The sequence below is a fragment of the Nocardioides sp. CCNWLW216 genome (genome assembly GCF_037120545.1).
Taxonomy (GTDB): domain Bacteria; phylum Actinomycetota; class Actinomycetes; order Propionibacteriales; family Nocardioidaceae; genus Nocardioides; species Nocardioides lianchengensis.
This window is the reverse complement of sequence record NZ_JBBBBJ010000003.1, coordinates 365,775-380,830: the sequence shown is the minus strand read 5'-3', so window position 1 is coordinate 380,830 and position 15,056 is coordinate 365,775. Positions and strand designations below refer to the sequence as shown.

16 protein-coding genes are annotated in these 15,056 nt (G+C 73.0%); 8 read left to right on the top strand and 8 right to left on the bottom strand.

The genetic code is table 11. The features are described 5' to 3' along the window. Nucleotides 1–72: 72 nt before the first annotated feature. From V7S47_RS09515 to V7S47_RS09500, 4 genes are read right to left on the bottom strand one after another with little or no spacing between them, the layout of a single operon-like run. Nucleotides 73–1,992 carry a M3 family metallopeptidase gene (locus tag V7S47_RS09515; protein ID WP_336561336.1) on the bottom strand — a complete coding sequence of 640 codons (1,920 nt, stop codon included), beginning with the start codon at nt 1,990–1,992 and terminating at the stop codon, nt 73–75. Further along, on the bottom strand, nt 1,989–2,537 hold the full coding sequence (locus V7S47_RS09510) for a hypothetical protein (protein WP_336561335.1): 549 nt from the start codon (nt 2,535–2,537) through the stop codon (nt 1,989–1,991). Before V7S47_RS09510 ends, V7S47_RS09515 begins: the two co-directional genes overlap by 4 nt. A 45-nt stretch (nt 2,538–2,582) precedes the next feature. After that, the gene (locus V7S47_RS09505) at nt 2,583–3,791 is read right to left on the bottom strand and encodes an RNA polymerase sigma factor (RefSeq protein WP_336561334.1); all 1,209 of its coding nucleotides are present in this window, start codon (nt 3,789–3,791) and stop codon (nt 2,583–2,585) included. After that, nucleotides 3,788–4,147 (bottom strand): YciI family protein, encoded by a 360-nt coding sequence (locus V7S47_RS09500; protein WP_336561333.1) that lies wholly within the window; start codon nt 4,145–4,147, stop codon nt 3,788–3,790. The genes V7S47_RS09505 and V7S47_RS09500 overlap by 4 nt, the downstream gene beginning before the upstream one ends. 116 nt (nt 4,148–4,263) lie before the next feature. Here V7S47_RS09500 and V7S47_RS09495 point away from each other — a divergent pair, with 116 nt between their 5' ends. From V7S47_RS09495 to V7S47_RS09485, 3 genes are read left to right on the top strand one after another with little or no spacing between them, the layout of a single operon-like run. Next, nucleotides 4,264–4,662 (top strand): VOC family protein, encoded by a 399-nt coding sequence (locus V7S47_RS09495; RefSeq protein WP_336561332.1) that lies wholly within the window; start codon nt 4,264–4,266, stop codon nt 4,660–4,662. Nucleotide 4,663: 1 nt separating this feature from the next. Further along, entirely contained in the window at nt 4,664–5,254 is a 591-nt protein-coding gene (locus V7S47_RS09490; RefSeq protein ID WP_336561330.1) for a hypothetical protein, read from the top strand. Between the two features lie 18 nt (nt 5,255–5,272). Further along, nucleotides 5,273–6,301, top strand: coding sequence for a glycoside hydrolase family 6 protein (locus V7S47_RS09485; protein WP_336561329.1), 1,029 nt, complete (start codon nt 5,273–5,275; stop codon nt 6,299–6,301). Between the two features lie 3 nt (nt 6,302–6,304). Here V7S47_RS09485 and V7S47_RS09480 read toward each other — a convergent pair whose 3' ends face one another. Next, nucleotides 6,305–6,790 carry a DUF427 domain-containing protein gene (locus tag V7S47_RS09480; RefSeq protein ID WP_336561328.1) on the bottom strand — a complete coding sequence of 162 codons (486 nt, stop codon included), beginning with the start codon at nt 6,788–6,790 and terminating at the stop codon, nt 6,305–6,307. 72 nt (nt 6,791–6,862) lie between these two features. Continuing rightward, nucleotides 6,863–7,093, bottom strand: a complete 231-nt coding sequence (locus tag V7S47_RS09475; RefSeq protein WP_336561327.1) for a DUF4287 domain-containing protein — start codon at nt 7,091–7,093, stop codon at nt 6,863–6,865. Nucleotides 7,094–7,161: 68 nt separating this feature from the next. Here V7S47_RS09475 and V7S47_RS09470 point away from each other — a divergent pair, with 68 nt between their 5' ends. The 3 genes from V7S47_RS09470 (at nt 7,162) to V7S47_RS09460 (ending at nt 10,616) form a co-directional block, all read left to right on the top strand. Beyond that, a complete protein-coding gene (locus V7S47_RS09470; protein WP_336561326.1) occupies nt 7,162–8,436 on the top strand; it encodes an MFS transporter in 1,275 nt (424 codons plus the stop codon). Between the two features lie 10 nt (nt 8,437–8,446). Continuing rightward, the gene (locus tag V7S47_RS09465; protein WP_336561325.1) at nt 8,447–9,940 is read left to right on the top strand and encodes an SDR family NAD(P)-dependent oxidoreductase; all 1,494 of its coding nucleotides are present in this window, start codon (nt 8,447–8,449) and stop codon (nt 9,938–9,940) included. Nucleotides 9,941–10,088: 148 nt separating this feature from the next. After that, entirely contained in the window at nt 10,089–10,616 is a 528-nt protein-coding gene (locus tag V7S47_RS09460; RefSeq protein ID WP_336561324.1) for a hypothetical protein, read from the top strand. Here the strand turns inward: V7S47_RS09460 and V7S47_RS09455 are convergent. After that, the gene (locus V7S47_RS09455; protein ID WP_336561323.1) at nt 10,594–11,097 is read right to left on the bottom strand and encodes a mycothiol transferase; all 504 of its coding nucleotides are present in this window, start codon (nt 11,095–11,097) and stop codon (nt 10,594–10,596) included. The two genes, V7S47_RS09460 and V7S47_RS09455, sit on opposite strands and share 23 nt — an antisense overlap. A 47-nt stretch (nt 11,098–11,144) precedes the next feature. On the opposite strand from V7S47_RS09455, the gene V7S47_RS09450 reads away from it, so the two are divergent. Together V7S47_RS09450 and V7S47_RS09445 are read left to right on the top strand one after the other, a co-directional pair. Then, nucleotides 11,145–12,131 carry an LLM class F420-dependent oxidoreductase gene (locus V7S47_RS09450; RefSeq protein WP_336561322.1) on the top strand — a complete coding sequence of 329 codons (987 nt, stop codon included), beginning with the start codon at nt 11,145–11,147 and terminating at the stop codon, nt 12,129–12,131. Next, complete coding sequence (locus V7S47_RS09445; RefSeq protein WP_336561321.1) at nt 12,128–13,318, top strand: FAD-dependent monooxygenase; 1,191 nt, start codon at nt 12,128–12,130, stop codon at nt 13,316–13,318. Before V7S47_RS09450 ends, V7S47_RS09445 begins: the two co-directional genes overlap by 4 nt. Nucleotides 13,319–13,336: 18 nt before the next feature. Here the strand turns inward: V7S47_RS09445 and V7S47_RS09440 are convergent, their stop codons facing one another. After that, nucleotides 13,337–15,004: a DUF429 domain-containing protein gene (locus V7S47_RS09440; RefSeq protein WP_336561320.1), complete on the bottom strand. Its 1,668-nt coding sequence runs from the start codon at nt 15,002–15,004 to the stop codon at nt 13,337–13,339. Nucleotides 15,005–15,056: the final 52 nt, after the last annotated feature.

Below are 15,056 nucleotides of genomic sequence, written 5' to 3'. Positions count from 1 at the left end.
GACGTTCCCGGGCAACGCAACCCCCAGGAACGTCCTAGTTACCCGGTGAACCGGGTAACTAGGACACCGGCCCTACCGCGCCAGCCAGGCCGCGAACGCGTCGAAGGAGTACGGCCGGCCGAGGAAGTCGGCGACCAGGTCGGCGGCGTCCTGCGCGCCGCCGGGGGCGAGGACGCGGTCGCGGTAGCGGCCGGCGACCTCGGGGTCGAAGAGGTTGTCGGGGTCGAAGGCGCTGAAGAGGTCCTTCGCGATGACCAGCGACCACATGTAGGTGTAGTACGCCGAGGAGTAGCCGCCGAGGTGGCCGAAGCTGGCGAACATGTGGGTGCCCTCGACGTAGGGGAACGGCGAGTAGCGGGCCTGGAGCTCGCGCATCGCGGCCGTCAGGTCGTCCGGCCGCGAGGTGTGGAACCAGTAGGACATCGACGCGTAGAACATCTGCACCCGCGCGTAGATCCCCTTGCCGTAGTCGTCGGCGGCGCGCATCCGGGCGACCAGGTCGGCGGGGATCGGCGTACCGGACGCATCGGTGGCGAAGGTGGCGAGGATGTCGGCGTCCCAGGCCCACTCCTCGAGCATCTGGCTGGGCGCCTCGACGAAGTCCCACTCGGTGGCGACACCCGAGAAGCGGGCCCACTCCCCGCGGCCGCCGAGGACGTGGTGGACCAGGTGGCCGAACTCGTGGAACAGGGTGACGACGTGGTCGTGCTCCATCAGTCCGCGCGCGAAGTTGCAGACCAGCACGCCCTCGGGGAGCTGCCGGCCGGCGACGCCGTCGGTGAGGGTGAACTGGGCGGCGTGCTTGTACTTGCCCTCGCGGGGGTGCAGGTCGAGGTAGATCCGCGCGAACGGCTCGTCCGAGCCCGCCTCGACGACGTCGTAGGCCGTGACGTCCTCGTGCCAGACGGGCGCGTCGGCGACCTCGACGTACGACAGGCCGAACAGCCGGCCGGTGACGTCGAGCAGGCCCTGGCGGACCTTGGCGAAGTCGAAGTAGCGGCGGACCTGCTGGGCGTCGACGTCGTACTGCTCGCGGCGCACGACCTCCTGGTAGTACGACGCGTCGCTGCCCGGGATCTCGGTCGCGTCGGGCCGGTCCTGGCGATAGCGCTCCATGAGGACGACGAGGTCGCGCTCCATCGGCTCGGTCGCCGCGGCGGAGATGCGGTCGATGAACTCGGGGATGGCCGGGCCGGAGTCGATCATCTTCACGTCGGCGTCGTACGACGCCCAGTCGGCGTAGCCGACCAGGGTGGCCAGCTCGTGGCGCAGCGCGAACAGCTCGTGCAGCAGCGGCTCGTTCTGGGGGTAGCCACGCGTGAGGAAGGCGACCGACATGTCGTGGCGCAGGTCGGCGTCGTGGGCGAACATCCGCACCGGGACGGAGTCGGGGTAGTCGGTGGTGGCGGTGACGTCGCCGTGCTCGTCGGCGGGATGCGCCTCCAGCCAGTCCTCGGGGAGGCCGGCGAAGCGCGCGGCCGGGGCGGTGACGGTGCGGACGTCGTCGCGGGTGTTGCGGCCGAACTCCTGGTCGAGCGCGGTCAGTCGCTCGTTGATCACGGCCAGCCGGGCGCGGGTGGCGTCGTCCCGGTCGACGCCGGCCCGGCGGAAGTCGGCCAGCACCTTGTCGAGCAGCCGGGCCGCCTGATCGTCGAGACCGGCCGGGTCGAGGCCGTCGAAGACGTCGAAGAGCGCGCGGTCCTGGCGCAACGAGGTGGCCAGGCGGTCGACCTCGACCTCGGCCTCCTCGCAGCTGGTGCGGACGTCCTCCTGCGGGTGCACGTTGGACAGCAGCGAGCCCAGCGCCGCCACGTTGCCGAGCTGGCGGTTGATCTCGTCCCACTGGCGCAGCGCGTCGCGGGTGTCGGCCGGCGGGGTCGCGCGCAGCTCGTCGACCAGGCGGCGAGCGGTCGTCAGGCCGTCGGCGGCGTAGGCCCGCACCCACGCCAGGGCGTCGTCGGGACCGGGCAGGGCGAGCGGCGAGAGGGTCACGCGGGCAAGCGTAGGACGCGCCGCCGACCGGCGAGGCAGAGTGCGAAGCCGGCCGCGAGCAGCAGGGTCAGCAGCAGGGCGAGCCGGGCCAGGAAGACCCCGGACGCGGCAGGATCGAGCGCGTCGTAGACGGCCAGGTCGGCGGCGACGTACCAGCCGAGGTACGCCGCGGGCGCGACCAGCCAGGTCAGCGGGTGCCACCAGCGCAGCCCACCCTGATTGACCCCGACCAGCAGGAAGTCGGCCAGCACCAGCCCCGGCGTGACGACGTGCTCCAGCAGCGACCAGGGCTCGAGCAGGTTGCCGTTGGCCATCGGCAGGTAGGCCAGCGCGACCAGCAGCATCACGCTGGTCAGCCCGCCGCGCAGCCAGGGCGAGCGCGGCTCGCGCACCGCGAGGCCGACGTACGACGCCGCGACCGCCAGGTTGGCCAGCTGGCTCAGCGCGGTCCACCACACGTCGTACTGCTGGGCCGCGAGCCAGACCCCGGTCGCCGCGCTCGCGGCTACGGTCAGTCGCCAGAGCGTCACGCCGGGTCCGTTCACCGGACCAGGGTGCCACGTTCATCTTGCGTTCATGTGACGAACGGGTCAGGCGCTGAGCTGGTCCCGGCGCCGGGTGAGGTAGGCCCGCTCGGCGGAGTTCTCGGTGGCGGCGAGGGCGGCGTCGTACGCCTCGCGGGCCTCGGCGCTGCGGCCGAGGCGGCGCAGCAGGTCGGCGCGCGTGACGTGGAAGGCGTGGTACGACGTCAGCGGCAGCCCGTCGACGAGCGCCAGCGCCACCTCCGGTCCGTCGAGCTCGGCCACGGCGACCGCGCGGTTGAGCTCGACGAACGGGCTGGGCGCGATCGAGCCCAGGTGGGTGTAGAGCGTGACGATCTGCGACCAGTCGGTGTCGGCGACCGTGGCGGCGTCGGTGTGGACGGCGTTGACCGCGGCGAGCAGCTGGTACTGGCCCGGGCGGTTGCGGGCCAGGCACTCGCGGACCAGGGCGTGCCCCTCGCCGATCAGCGCGCGGTCCCAGCCGCCGCGGTCCTGCTCGGGCAGCGGGACCAGCTCGCCGCCGGCGACCCGCGTCGTGCGGCGGGCGTCGGTGAGCAGCATCAGCGCGAGCAGACCAGCGACCTCGGGCTCGTCGGGCAGCAGGCTGCGCAGGATCCGGCCGAGCCGGATCGCCTCGTCGGTGAGCTCCTCGCGCAGCGGCTCGGCGTCGGCCGACGAGGAGAGGTAGCCCTCGTTGAAGACCAGGTAGACCACCGCGAGCACGCCGGCCAGCCGCTCGGCCAGGTCGGCCGCGGCGGGGACCCGGAAGGGGATGCGGGCGCCCTTGATCTTGGCCTTGGCGCGGGTGATCCGCTGGGCCATCGTCGTCTCGGGAACGAGGAACGCCGCCGCGATCTCGGCGACCGTGAGGCCACCGAGCAGCCGGAGGGTCAGGGCCACCCGGGCCTCGGGGGCGAGGGCGGGGTGGCAGCAGGTGAAGACCAGCCGGAGCCGGTCGTCCTCGACCAGGCCGGTCGCTTCGTGGGGGGTGTCGTCACTGATCATCAGGGCCGCCTGGTGCTTGACGTCGCGCTGCCGCTCGCGGCGGATCCGGTCGATGGCCTTGTTGCCGGCCGTGGTGGTCAGCCAGGCGCCCGGGTTCGGGGGGACGCCGTCGACCGGCCACCTCTCGAGCGCGACCAGGAGGGCCTCGCTGGTGGCGTCCTCGGCGACGTCGAGGTCCCCGAAGCGCCGGGCCAGTGAGGCGACCACCCGGCCGTGCTCGTCACGGAAGATCCGCTCGATCGCGGAGGTCATTCCGACTGGAAGGGCCGCACCTCGACCTTGCCCTCGCAGGCGGCCGAGCCCTCGGTGGCCCACTGCAGCGCGGCGTCGAGGTCGGCGGCCTCGATGATCCAGAACCCGCCGAGGTACTCCTTCGACTCGGCGAACGGGCCGTCGGTGACGACCGGCTTCTCGCCGGTGGCGTCGACGCAGGTGGACTGCTCGATCGGCTGCAGGCCGCCCGCGAAGACCCACGCGCCCGCGGCCCGGAGCTTGTCGTTGAACGCGCCGACCTGGGTGAACATGCGCTGCAGGTCGTCGTCGGTCAAGGCCTCCATCTCGGCCTGGCCGGCCTCGTCGTGGTGGACGGACAGGAAGTACTGGGTCATCGCGTTCTCCTCGGTGGACGGCGGCCGCTGCTGGCTGCCTCTCACCCGGTCTACGAGCGACGAGCACCGGGTACGACAGCCGTGAGCGAACTTTTTCAGACTTTCTCGGAGGGGCCGTGACCGCGCCCGTGTTCCGCCTCGCCAGCACCGTCCTCGGCAGCCCCGACCCGGTCGGGCTGGCCCGGTTCTACGCCGACCTGCTCGGCTACCGGTTCCGCGACGGCGAGCCGGCGGCGGGCGACGACTGGGTGGTCCTCAAGCCTCCCGGGTACGACGAGGGCGCCGGGCTGGCCTTCCAGCTCGAGGAGGACCACGTCCCGCCCACCTGGCCGGCCGGCCCGGGCGACGTCGCGATGCAGCTGCACCTCGACGTCGCGGTCGACGACCTGCCCGCGGCGGTCGCCCGCGCGCAGCAGCTCGGTGCGCGGCCGGCGTCGTACCAGCCGCAGGAGCTGGTGCGGGTCATGCTGGATCCGGCGGGACACCCGTTCTGCCTCGTCGCACCCGGAGGTTGAGATGTCGGACTGGGGCTCGCTCTACCGCGGCAACGCGGAGGCGGTCGCGGCGCTCGGCCGTGGGCTGACGCCGATCCAGCTCGCGACCGCGGTCCCCGCGTCTCCTGCCTGGACCGCGCAGGAGGTGTTCGCGCACCTCGCGGGCGGGCCCGCCGACCTGGTCACCGGCCGGATGGACGGCGCGCCCGGCCCGGAGTGGACGGCCCGGCACGTCAACGAGCGGATGCACCTGCCCGTGGCCGACCTGGTCGAGGAGCTGCTGTCCCACCAGGGCGCGGTCATCGCGTCCACCGTCGACACCCCGCGCCCGGCCATCGTGTGGGACATCGCCGTCCACCACGCCGACCTGCACGAGGCGTTCGGGCTCGGGATCCCGCCGGAGCGGCTGTGGCGACCGGTCCTCGACGCGGTCGCGCCGATGATGCTGGGGGACGTCGCCGCGGAGGGCGTGGCGCCGTACGAGCTGTTCCGAGGGCTGTTCTCGCGGCGCTCCCGGGCGCAGATGGCGGCCTGGGGGCTGCCGCTCGACCAGGACCAGCTCGACGTGATCTGCGTCTTCGGTCCTCGCGAAGACGACCAGCCGACGCCGTAGGCCGCTTACCCTGGACGGGTGCTCCCACGTCGCCTCGCCCTGCTCGCGGCCGGTCTGCTCCTGACCGCGCCGCTCCACGCCGTGACCCCGGCCTCCGCCGAGGCCGCGCCGGTGGCCGCACCGGTCGAGAAGGTCGTGGCGAAGAAGAAGGCCAAGGACCCGCGCAAGCGGCTCGGGCTGTTCGTCGACCCGCGGATGCCGGCCGCCCAGCAGGGGTCGGCGTACCAGCCCATCGCGCGGCAGCCGCAGGCGCTGTGGTTCACCGACTACTACGCGACCGGGTCGGTCGCGGGCGCGGCCCGCGACTACCTCGGCCGGGCCAAGGCCGCGCGGAAGACACCGATGATGGTCGTCTACGCCATCCCCGGGCGCGACTGCGGCCAGCACTCCGCCGGCGGCCTGCGCACCCCGGCGGCCTACAAGAAGTGGGTCCGCCAGGTCGCGAAGGGCATCAAGCGCAGCCAGGCCAAGCCGCTGCTGATCCTCGAGCCCGACGCGATCGGGTTCTACGCCGACAACACCTCGTGCGCCGGCACCCGCTCCTGGCCCGCGCTGCTCAGCTACGCCTCGCGCACCCTGACCAAGGCCGGCGCCTGGGTCTACCTCGACTCCGCGCACTCCAACTGGTCCAACGCCAACGGCGGCGTGCCCGGTCGGGCCGCGCTGCTGAAGCGCTCGGGCATCCGGTGGGCCCGCGGGTTCAGCACCAACGTCTCCAACTTCCGCACCACCGCGGCCGAGCAGGCCTACGCCAACACGCTCCTGCGCGAGCTGCGCAAGGTCGGTGTGAAGGGCAAGAAGTACGTCGTCGACACCTCCCGCAACGGCCGCTCCGGCGGCCCGCTGGACGGCCGGGTCATCAACCCGACCTGGGCCCGCCTCGGCGCCGCGCCGAAGCTGCGCTTCAAGGGCGCCTTCGACGGCACCCTCTGGGTCAAGCACCCCGGCGAGTCCGACGGCCCCGAGTGCGGCGGGCCGTCCTCGGGCCAGTGGTCGAACCTGCTCGCCGACCGGCTGCTCGGCCGGGTCCCCGACGGGGGCTGCTGAGCCTCACCAGCCCGTCGAGCCCGGGATCCCCTTGAACGGGCCGACCACGGTCGAGGTGACCCAGCCGCCGTAGAACCCGCCGGGCTGCGGCTCGACCACCTCGCCGTCGACCAGGCACCGGTCGGTCGCCGCGGCCATCACCGCGATCGCCCCGGCGATCGGCTCGAACCCGGCGGTCGGCGTCAGGTAGGTCCAGGCCGCCCGCGGCGCGACCGCGTCGCCCCCGACCAGGTCGAGGTACGACGCCTGCCCCTTCCACTCGCACCAGCTCGACCCCGCCGCCTCGCGGAGCGCGCCCTCGAGGAACGCCGCGCGCGGCAGGTAGTACGTCGGCGGGTGGCTGGTCTCCAGCACCCGCCAGCCGCGGGTCGTCCGGGCCACCTCGACACCCCCGAGCTCGATCACCAGCGACCCGGCGTACTCCTCCAGGCGCGGGGGCCGGGGATAGTCCCACACCGACTCCTGGCCCGGGCCGGGTCGCTCGGGCACGGGGCGGCGCATCAGCGGGTCCGGGTGGTCGTCATGAGGTCCAGGGTGCCAGGGGGGCGGGCGGGCCGAGCCTCACCCGCGGTCCTCCTGCAGCGTGTGCGCGACCAGGGCGTTGGCGTGGCCGTGGCCCATCTCGTGCTCGGCCTTCAGCCAGGAGACCAGCTCCATGTGCCTGGCCTCGGCGTACCCGTCCCTCGCGCGCAGCAGCGCCTTCCACTCGGTGATCGGTCGCCCGTACTTCTTCTCGATCGAGGGGAAGTACGACGCCGGCCCCTGCACCTTCGCGCTCTTCTGCTCCGTCATGGTGTCCATGGTTCTACAGACCGGACCGGTCCGTGGCCCTCATCGCCGCGCGCGTAGCGTTCTGCGTCGTGTCGCGTCTCCGGGGTCTGGTCGCCGACACCCGCCCGTTGCAGGAGCCGCACTTCCGGCGGCTGTGGCTGGCCAACATCGTCACCGTCGTCGGCGCGCAGCTGACGGTGGTCGCGGTCCCCGCGCAGATCTACGCCGACACCGGCTCCTCGGCGTACGTCGGGCTCACCGGGCTCTTCGGCCTGGTGCCCCTCGTCGTCTTCGGCCTGTACGGCGGCGCGCTGGCCGACCACTTCGACCGTCGCTCGATCCTCGTGGTGACGACGCTCGGGCTGATCGGGACGAGCGGGCTGTTCTTCGTGCAGGCCGCCCTCGGGTCGACCAACGTGTGGCTGCTCCTGTCGCTCTTCGCGGTGCAGCAGGCGTTCTTCGCGGTCAACCAGCCGACCCGCAGCGCGCTGCTCCCGCGATTGGTCCGGACCGAGCTGCTGCCCGCGGCGAACGCGCTCAACACGACGGTCTTCCAGGCCGGGGCGATCGCCGGTCCGCTCCTCGCGGGCGTGCTGATCCCGTTCGTGGGCTTCGCCTGGCTCTACCTGGTCGACACCGTCACGCTGTTCGCGACGCTGTCGGCCGTCGTACGCCTGCCGCGGTTCGGGGCGATCGCGACGGGCGCGGCGCCGGGCGTGCGGGCCGTGATCGACGGGTTCGCCTACCTGCGGCACCAGCCGGTGCTGCTGATGAGCTTCGTCGTCGACCTGATCGCGATGGTCTTCGGCATGCCGCGGGCGCTCTTCCCCGAGATCGCCCACCTCGACTTCGGCGGGCCCGACGAGGGCGGCCTGGTCTTCGCGCTGCTGTTCGCGGCGATCCCCGCCGGCGCCGTGATCGGCGGCGTGCTCAGCGGCTGGGTCTCGCACGTCGACCGGCAGGGCCGCGCGGTGATCGTCTGCATCCTGCTGTGGGGCCTGGCCATGGTGGGCTTCGGCCTCGCGGTGGGGCTGGCCGACCGGTGGCGAGGTCCGATGCTGGTGGCCGCGCTGGCGATGCTCGTGGTCGGTGGCGCGGCCGACATGGCGTCGTCGGCGTTCCGCTCCTCGATGCTGCTCGCCGCGGCGACCGACGAGATGCGCGGCCGACTCCAGGGCGTGTTCATCGTGGTCGTCGCGGGCGGCCCGCGGATCGCCGACGTGCTGCACGGCGCCAGCGCGGCCGCGGTCGGTACGGCGGCCGCCGCGGCCGGGGGTGGCGTCCTGGTGGTGGTCGGGACGGTGGTCGCGGCGCTCGTCGTACCGTCGTTCGTCCGTTATCGGATCACCCGCACCCCGGCCTAGAATCCCTCCGGTGCCCACCCCTGAAGAGCTCGACGGGATCGACCCCGCCGACCTCGCCACCACCGTGCGGGTGCTTCGCCAGCTCCACGAGCTGCCGTCCGACCACCCGGACATCACGACGGTCAAGCACGCGGCGTCGCACATGTACAAGGCGCTCAAGGCCGAGCGTCGTACCCGCAAGCGCGAGGCCGAGCTGGCCCACGACCGGGCGATCACCGAGGCGACGGCGACCGGATCGGCGCTGCGGATCGACGACGAGACGGCCGGCATCCCGCTGGTGTCCTCGACGACCGGCGCCTTCGCGGGCGAGCTGATCAACGCGCGCGGCTGCTACATCTGCAAGAACGACTACACGCTGGTCGACGCGTTCTACCACTGGCTCTGCCCGACCTGCGCCGCGCTCTCGCACGCCAAGCGCGACGCCCGCACCGACCTGACCGGCAAGCGAGCCCTGCTCACCGGCGGCCGGTCCAAGATCGGCATGTACATCGCCCTGCGGCTGCTGCGCGACGGCGCCCACACGACGATCACCACCCGCTTCCCGCGCGACGCCGTACGACGCTTCGCCGGGCTCGAGGACTCCGCCGACTGGCTGGACCGGCTGCACGTCGTCGGCATCGACCTGCGCGACCCGACCCAGGTCGTGGCCCTGGCCGACGAGGTCGCCGAGGCCGGGCCGCTCGACATCCTCATCAACAACGCCTGCCAGACCGTACGACGCTCCCCGGGCGCCTACTCACGACTGGTCGAGATGGAGTCCGCGCCGCTGCCGACCGATGTCGCGCTGCCGTCGATGGTCACCTTCGACGGCGTGAGCGAGGCGCACCCCGCGATGATCGCCGGCGCCCTGGAGGAGCACGTGCACTCCCACCCCGAGTCCGGCTCCGCCGTCGCCGCCCGCACCGCCGCCGACCTGACCGCCTTGGCCCTCACCGCCGGCCACGCGTCGCTCGAGAAGCACCTCGACGGCACCGCCGTCGACGCCGGCGGCCTGCTGCCCGACCTACAGCGCACCAACTCCTGGACCCAGCACGTCGACGAGGTCGACCCGCTGGAGCTGCTGGAGGTCCAGCTCTGCAACCAGACCGCGCCGTTCCTGCTCATCTCGCGGCTGCGCGCATCGATGCGGGCGGCGGTCGCGGCCGGCGCGCGCCGCGCGTACGTCGTGAACGTGTCGGCGATGGAGGGGCAGTTCTCGCGCCGCTACAAGGGCCCGGGCCACCCGCACACCAACATGAGCAAGGCCGCGCTCAACATGCTCACCCGGACCTCGTCCGGCGAGATGTTCGAGACCGACAAGATCCTGATGACCGCCGTCGACACCGGCTGGATCACCGACGAGCGCCCGCACCAGGAGAAGCTCCGGATCGCCGCCGAGGGCTGGCACGCCCCCCTCGACCTGGTCGACGGCGCCGCCCGCGTCTACGACCCGATCGTGCAGGGCGAGGCCGGAGTGGACCTCTACGGCCACTTCCTGAAGGACTACGTCCCCAGCCCCTGGTGACCGGGTCGGCCGGGCCTCCGCCGGGCCGCCGCCGGGCCGCCGCCGCAGCTGTAACGCGACGTTCGCTGCTCTGGGGACGCGCTGCAGCGCGTACCTAGTGCGGCGAACATCGCGTTACAGCTGCGGCGCGTTCGGATACCGGAGCGCCGTGGCCATCCCCTTCCTGAATCCGATCAGCGTGCTCGACCAGACCGTCCGGCAGGCGCTCGGACTGCTGCCTCGCGCGACGGCGCTGGTGAGCGGGGCCGAGGCGCTCCTCGCCGACGTACGGCGGCTGCTGGACCGGATCGAGGCGACGCGGGCCGACGCGGGGTTCGTGATCGCGGCGGTCGACGAGACCCGGGAGCGGGCCGACCTGCTGCTGGGGTCGGTGCAGGGGCCGGTCGAGCGACTGCTGCCCCTGCTGGAGCGGCTGGCCGAGACGACCGACCCGCGCGAGGTCGACGCGATGGTGGACCTGATCGACCGGCTCCCGGTGATCGCCGACGCGGTCCAGGCCGACGTGATCCCGATGCTCCGGACCCTGTCGACGGTCGCCCCCGACCTGCACGACCTGCTCGACGTCAGCCGCGAGCTGAACGAGATGCTGGCGAAGCTGCCCGGCATGGGACGGATCAAGCGGAAGGTCGACGAGGAGCAGGAGCTGGAGGCGGCTACGCCCCCAGCAGCCCCCTGACGTACGCCGCCTGACCGACGTGCTGGGTGTCGTCGTTGACCACGCTGACCAACCGGACGCCGAGCGTCACCGGCGGGTCCCAGCGCTCGTCGACGACCCGGTCGAGGTCGTCGGCGGACAGGCCGCGGAGGTAGGAGACCGTCTGCGCGTGCACCGCGGAGAGGTACGACGCCAGCAGGTCGGCGTCGGCGCGGACCTGGCCGACCTGCTCGCTGCTGTGCCCGTAGCCGATGTCGCCGACCTCGAACGGCAGGCCGAAGCGGTCGGCGTACCCCTGCGCCGTCCAGACCTGCTCGGTCCCCGCGACGTCGGCGACGTGGTCGTCCTGGACGCGGGCGAGGTGCCAGACGAGCCAGCCGATCGGGTTGGCGTCCGGGGCGGGCCTAGCGGCCAGCTGGTCGGGCGTGAGGCCGTCGACGACGGCGCGACCGCTCTCGAGGACGCGCTCGAGGGACTCGGTCAGGAGCTCGGCGGGAGTCATACCTTCGGACGGTACGACGGGGACCCAATGCGGGTTACCGGGAGGCCATGACGTCCTTCGGCTACACCCTCATGACCGAACAGAGCGGCCCCCGCGAGCTGGTGCGGTACGCCGTCGCCGCGGAGCAGGCCGGCTTCGACTTCGAGGTCTCCAGCGACCACTACTCGCCCTGGCTCACCGAGCAGGGGCACGCGCCGTACGCCTGGACGGTGCTGGGCGCCGTCGCCCAGGCGACCGAGCGGGTGGGGCTGATGACCTACGTGACCTGCCCGACGCTGCGCTACCACCCGGCGGTGGTCGCCCAGAAGGCGGCGACGCTGCAGATCCTCGCCGAGGGCCGGTTCACCCTCGGGCTGGGCAGCGGCGAGAACCTGAACGAGCACGTGGTCGGGGCCGGCTGGCCGGCGGTCGGCGTACGCCAGGAGATGCTGCGCGAGGCGATCGAGATCATCCGCGAGCTGCACGGCGGCGAGCTGGTCGACTACCGCGGCGCGCACTTCGACGTGGAGTCGGCGCGGATCTGGGACCTGCCCGAGCAGCCGGTCGAGATCGGCGTCGCGGTGTCGGGCGAGCGGTCGATCGAGGAGTTCGGGCCGATCAGCGACCACCTGGTCGCCGTCGAGCCGCGCGAGGACCTGGTGCGGGCCTGGAACGCGACCGAGGGCACGACCACGATCGGCGACGGCGCCCGCGCGGTCGGCCAGATCCCCATCTGCTGGGCGCCGACCGAGGAGGAGGGCGTCGCGCTGGCGCACGAGCAGTTCCGCTGGTTCGCGGGCGGCTGGAAGGTCAACGCCGACCTGCCGACCCCGGCCGGCTTCGCGGGAGCCTCCCAGTTCGTCCGGCCGGAGGACGTGGCCAACCAGATCCCCTGCGGGCCCGACCTCGACGCGATCGTGGCGTCGGTCCAGCCGTTCTGGGAGGCCGGCTTCACCGACGTCGCGCTGGTCCAGGTCGGCGACCGGCTGCAGGAGCGGTTCCTCGACGAGGTGGCGCAGCCGCTGCTCGAGAAGCTGCGAGCGGCGTCGTCGTGACCCGCGGGCGGGTGCTCGTCACCGGCGGCAGCATCGCCGGACCCGCGACGGCGTACTGGCTCACCCAGGTCGGGTACGACGTCACCGTCCTGGAGCGCACGGACGGTCCGCGCGAGGGCGGCCAGAACGTCGACGTCCGCGGCCAGGCCCGGGACGTGCTCGTCCGGATGGGCCTGGAGGACGTGGTCCGCGCCGCCGGGACCGGCGAGGTCGGCACCCGCTTCGTCGACGAGGACGGCGGGACGGTCTCGGAGTTCCCGACCGACGCCGAGTCCGGCGACGGCCCCACCGCCGAGCTGGAGATCCTGCGCGGCGAGCTGGCCCGAGTGCTGGCCGAGGCCTGCGGCGACCGGGTCGCCTGGTGGTACGGCGACCAGGTGGTCGGGCTGGACCAGGACGACGCGGGGGTCGACGTACGGCTGGAGAGCGGGGAGTTGCGCCGCTTCGACCTGGTCGTGGTCGCCGAGGGCGCCGGCTCGCGCACGCGGTCGCTGGTGCTGACCGGCGACGACGCCCCGCAGCTGGACCGGCTCGGCATGCACATCGCCTGGGGCACGATCCCGCGCACGCCGGATGACGACGACTGGTGGCGCTGGATGAGCGTGCCCGGGTCGCGGTCGATGTCGCTGCGGCCGGACAACCAGGGCACGACCCGGGTCATGCTGAACTGGATGGGCGACGACACCGGCTTCGTCGACCTCCCTCTCGACGAGCAGCGCGCGGGCCTGCGCGAGCGGTTCGGCGACCTCGGCTGGGAGGTCCCCCGCGTCCTCGACGCGCTCGACGACGTCGACGACCTCTACGTCGAGGACCTCACCCAGGTCCGCTGTCCGACCTGGTCGGTCGGCCGTGTGGTCCTCACCGGCGACGCTGCCTGGTGCATCACCCCGGTCGGCGGCTTCGGCACCTCGCTCGCGCTGATCGGCGGCTACGTCCTCGCCGCGTCCCTGGCCCGGGAGTCCTCGCCCGCGGCGGCGTTCGCGTCGTACGAGGAGTGGATGCGGCCGATGGTCACCGACGCCCAGGACCTCCCGCCGGGCGTGCCGCGCGTCGCCAACCCGAAGTCGCGGCTCGGCGTCGCGCTGTTCCGGACCGGCACGAAGCTCGCCGCGTCCCGGCCGGTGCAGGCCGTGGCCTCCCGGATCGGGTCCGGCTCCGAGCCGGATCGCGAGCTGCCGGAGATCTGAGGTCGTGACGCTGCCCGCTCAGGCGCGCAGCTTCTCCAACCGCTGCCGCAGCAGCGGGGCCCGGTGGGCGTTGCCGTGCAGGTCGACGTACCGCTCCTCGAAGACGGCGAGCAGCGCGTCGTCGAGACGGCGTACGGCGCCGGGCGGGTAGCGGTAGTCCATCCGCTCGCTGAGGGCCATCGTCGCGGTCGGGCGGAGCGTGTCGGCGAGCTCGTCGAGGGAGGTGATGCCGAGCTCGAGGAGCAGGCCGGAGATCCAGGCGTAGTGGTCGGTGCGCGACCAGCCCGCGTCGGCGTACTGGCCCGCGAGGAAGGCGGCCAGCTCGCGCGGGTCGAGGCGCGGGTCGTCGTCGGGGACGGCGACCGTGGGCGTGGCGGCCTCGCGGAGCTTGTCGCGGATCGCGGAGAACTCGCGGTCGGCGAGCTCGAGGAGGCCCGCGGCCAGCGTGAAGCGGCGGTCGAAGTCGCGGGCGTGCTCGGCCGGCATCTGGCCCTTGTAGCGGATGTCGTGCTCGAACTCGGCCCAGGCGTGCTGCAGCACGGTCCGCACCTGGACCTGGACGACGCGGCCCACGCCGACCTCGACCAGCAGGTGCCGGCTGGCGTAGCCGAAGCGGCCCTCGCTGGCCGTCTCGCGGCCCATGTCGCGGTCGTCGACGACGACCACCTGGTCGGCCAGCAGCCGGGCGACCGCGTCGACGTCGCTCTGGGCGTAGGTGATGACGCGCAGGCCGATCTGGTCGGTGATCTCGCGCAGCGGGTCGGAGTAGAGCGGCTTGCCGTCGGCCATCCGGCCGGCCTTCTCCGCGAACGACGACACGCTCTTGGTGCGGCCGGTGACGCTGAGGTAGTTGATGCCGGCCTCGTCGAGGATCGAGGTCACCAGCCCGAGCGCCCGCTCCCCGGCCGCGACCAGGCCGGCGTGGCTGGCGGCGTACTCCTGCACGGCGCGGCCGATGACCGCGCTCTCGTCGGGCAGCGCGGGAGTGACGATGTAGCCCGTCTCGAGGTCGCCGTACGTCGTGGTCCGGTCCGGCCAGCGGTCGGCGAACAGGCCGACGTAGGCGCAGACCACGGCGTCGACCTGGTCCTCGACGACCCGCAGCTCGCTCTTGCGGGCGGCCTGCTCGACCTGGCGGCGCAGCGCCTGCCAGGTCTCGTCGACGGTCACGACCGACTCGACGTGCCGCATCAGCTCCAGCAGCTCGGAGCGGAGCAGCTCGAGGTCGCGGCCGGTCTTGTGCTTGTACTTCAGCGTCCGGCCCAGCCCGAACAGCACGATCGTCGCCGGGTGCGGGTAGACCTCGATCGCCCGCCGGGCCCGGCCCGAGCGCGGGTTGACGTCAAGGCCGTGCCGCTTGGCGAGCTGCCACGCGCGGCCGCCGTCGGCGAACTCCGGCTTGCCGGTGTTGGACGGGTGGGTGCCGGCCTCGAAGCGCCGGAAGTCCTTGGACAGTGCCTTCTCGGCCGGCCTCGAGCCGGTCGGGTTGCGCACGATCAGCGGCGCGTCGATGGCCACCAGGCAGGCCTCACCGACGTACGGCGCCAGCGCGGCGTCGATCTCCTCGTCGCTGCGGCGGGTCGACACGTGCAGCAGGCGCGCCTCGGGGTCGATCACCGCCACGCCGGTCGGACCCTTGGGGCCCCAGGCGAGGTCGAGGCCGATGTAGTGGACGGGCTGCTGCACGAGGCACAGCCTGCCCTACCGGTGGTCCCCGACCCACCGGTCTGGACACCTC

Bases quoted from the DNA above. Each gene is read 5' to 3' on its own strand.
- V7S47_RS09455 (WP_336561323.1), bottom strand. From the start codon at position 11,097: ATGACTCCCGCCGAGCTCCTGACCGAGTCCCTCGAGCGCGTCCTCGAG.
- V7S47_RS09490 (WP_336561330.1), top strand. From the start codon at position 4,664: ATGTCGGACTGGGGCTCGCTCTACCGCGGCAACGCGGAGGCGGTCGCG.
- V7S47_RS09500 (WP_336561333.1), bottom strand. From the start codon at position 4,147: ATGACCCAGTACTTCCTGTCCGTCCACCACGACGAGGCCGGCCAGGCC.
- V7S47_RS09505 (WP_336561334.1), bottom strand. From the start codon at position 3,791: ATGACCTCCGCGATCGAGCGGATCTTCCGTGACGAGCACGGCCGGGTG.
- V7S47_RS09475 (WP_336561327.1), bottom strand. From the start codon at position 7,093: ATGACGGAGCAGAAGAGCGCGAAGGTGCAGGGGCCGGCGTCGTACTTC.
- V7S47_RS09450 (WP_336561322.1), top strand. From the start codon at position 11,145: ATGACGTCCTTCGGCTACACCCTCATGACCGAACAGAGCGGCCCCCGC.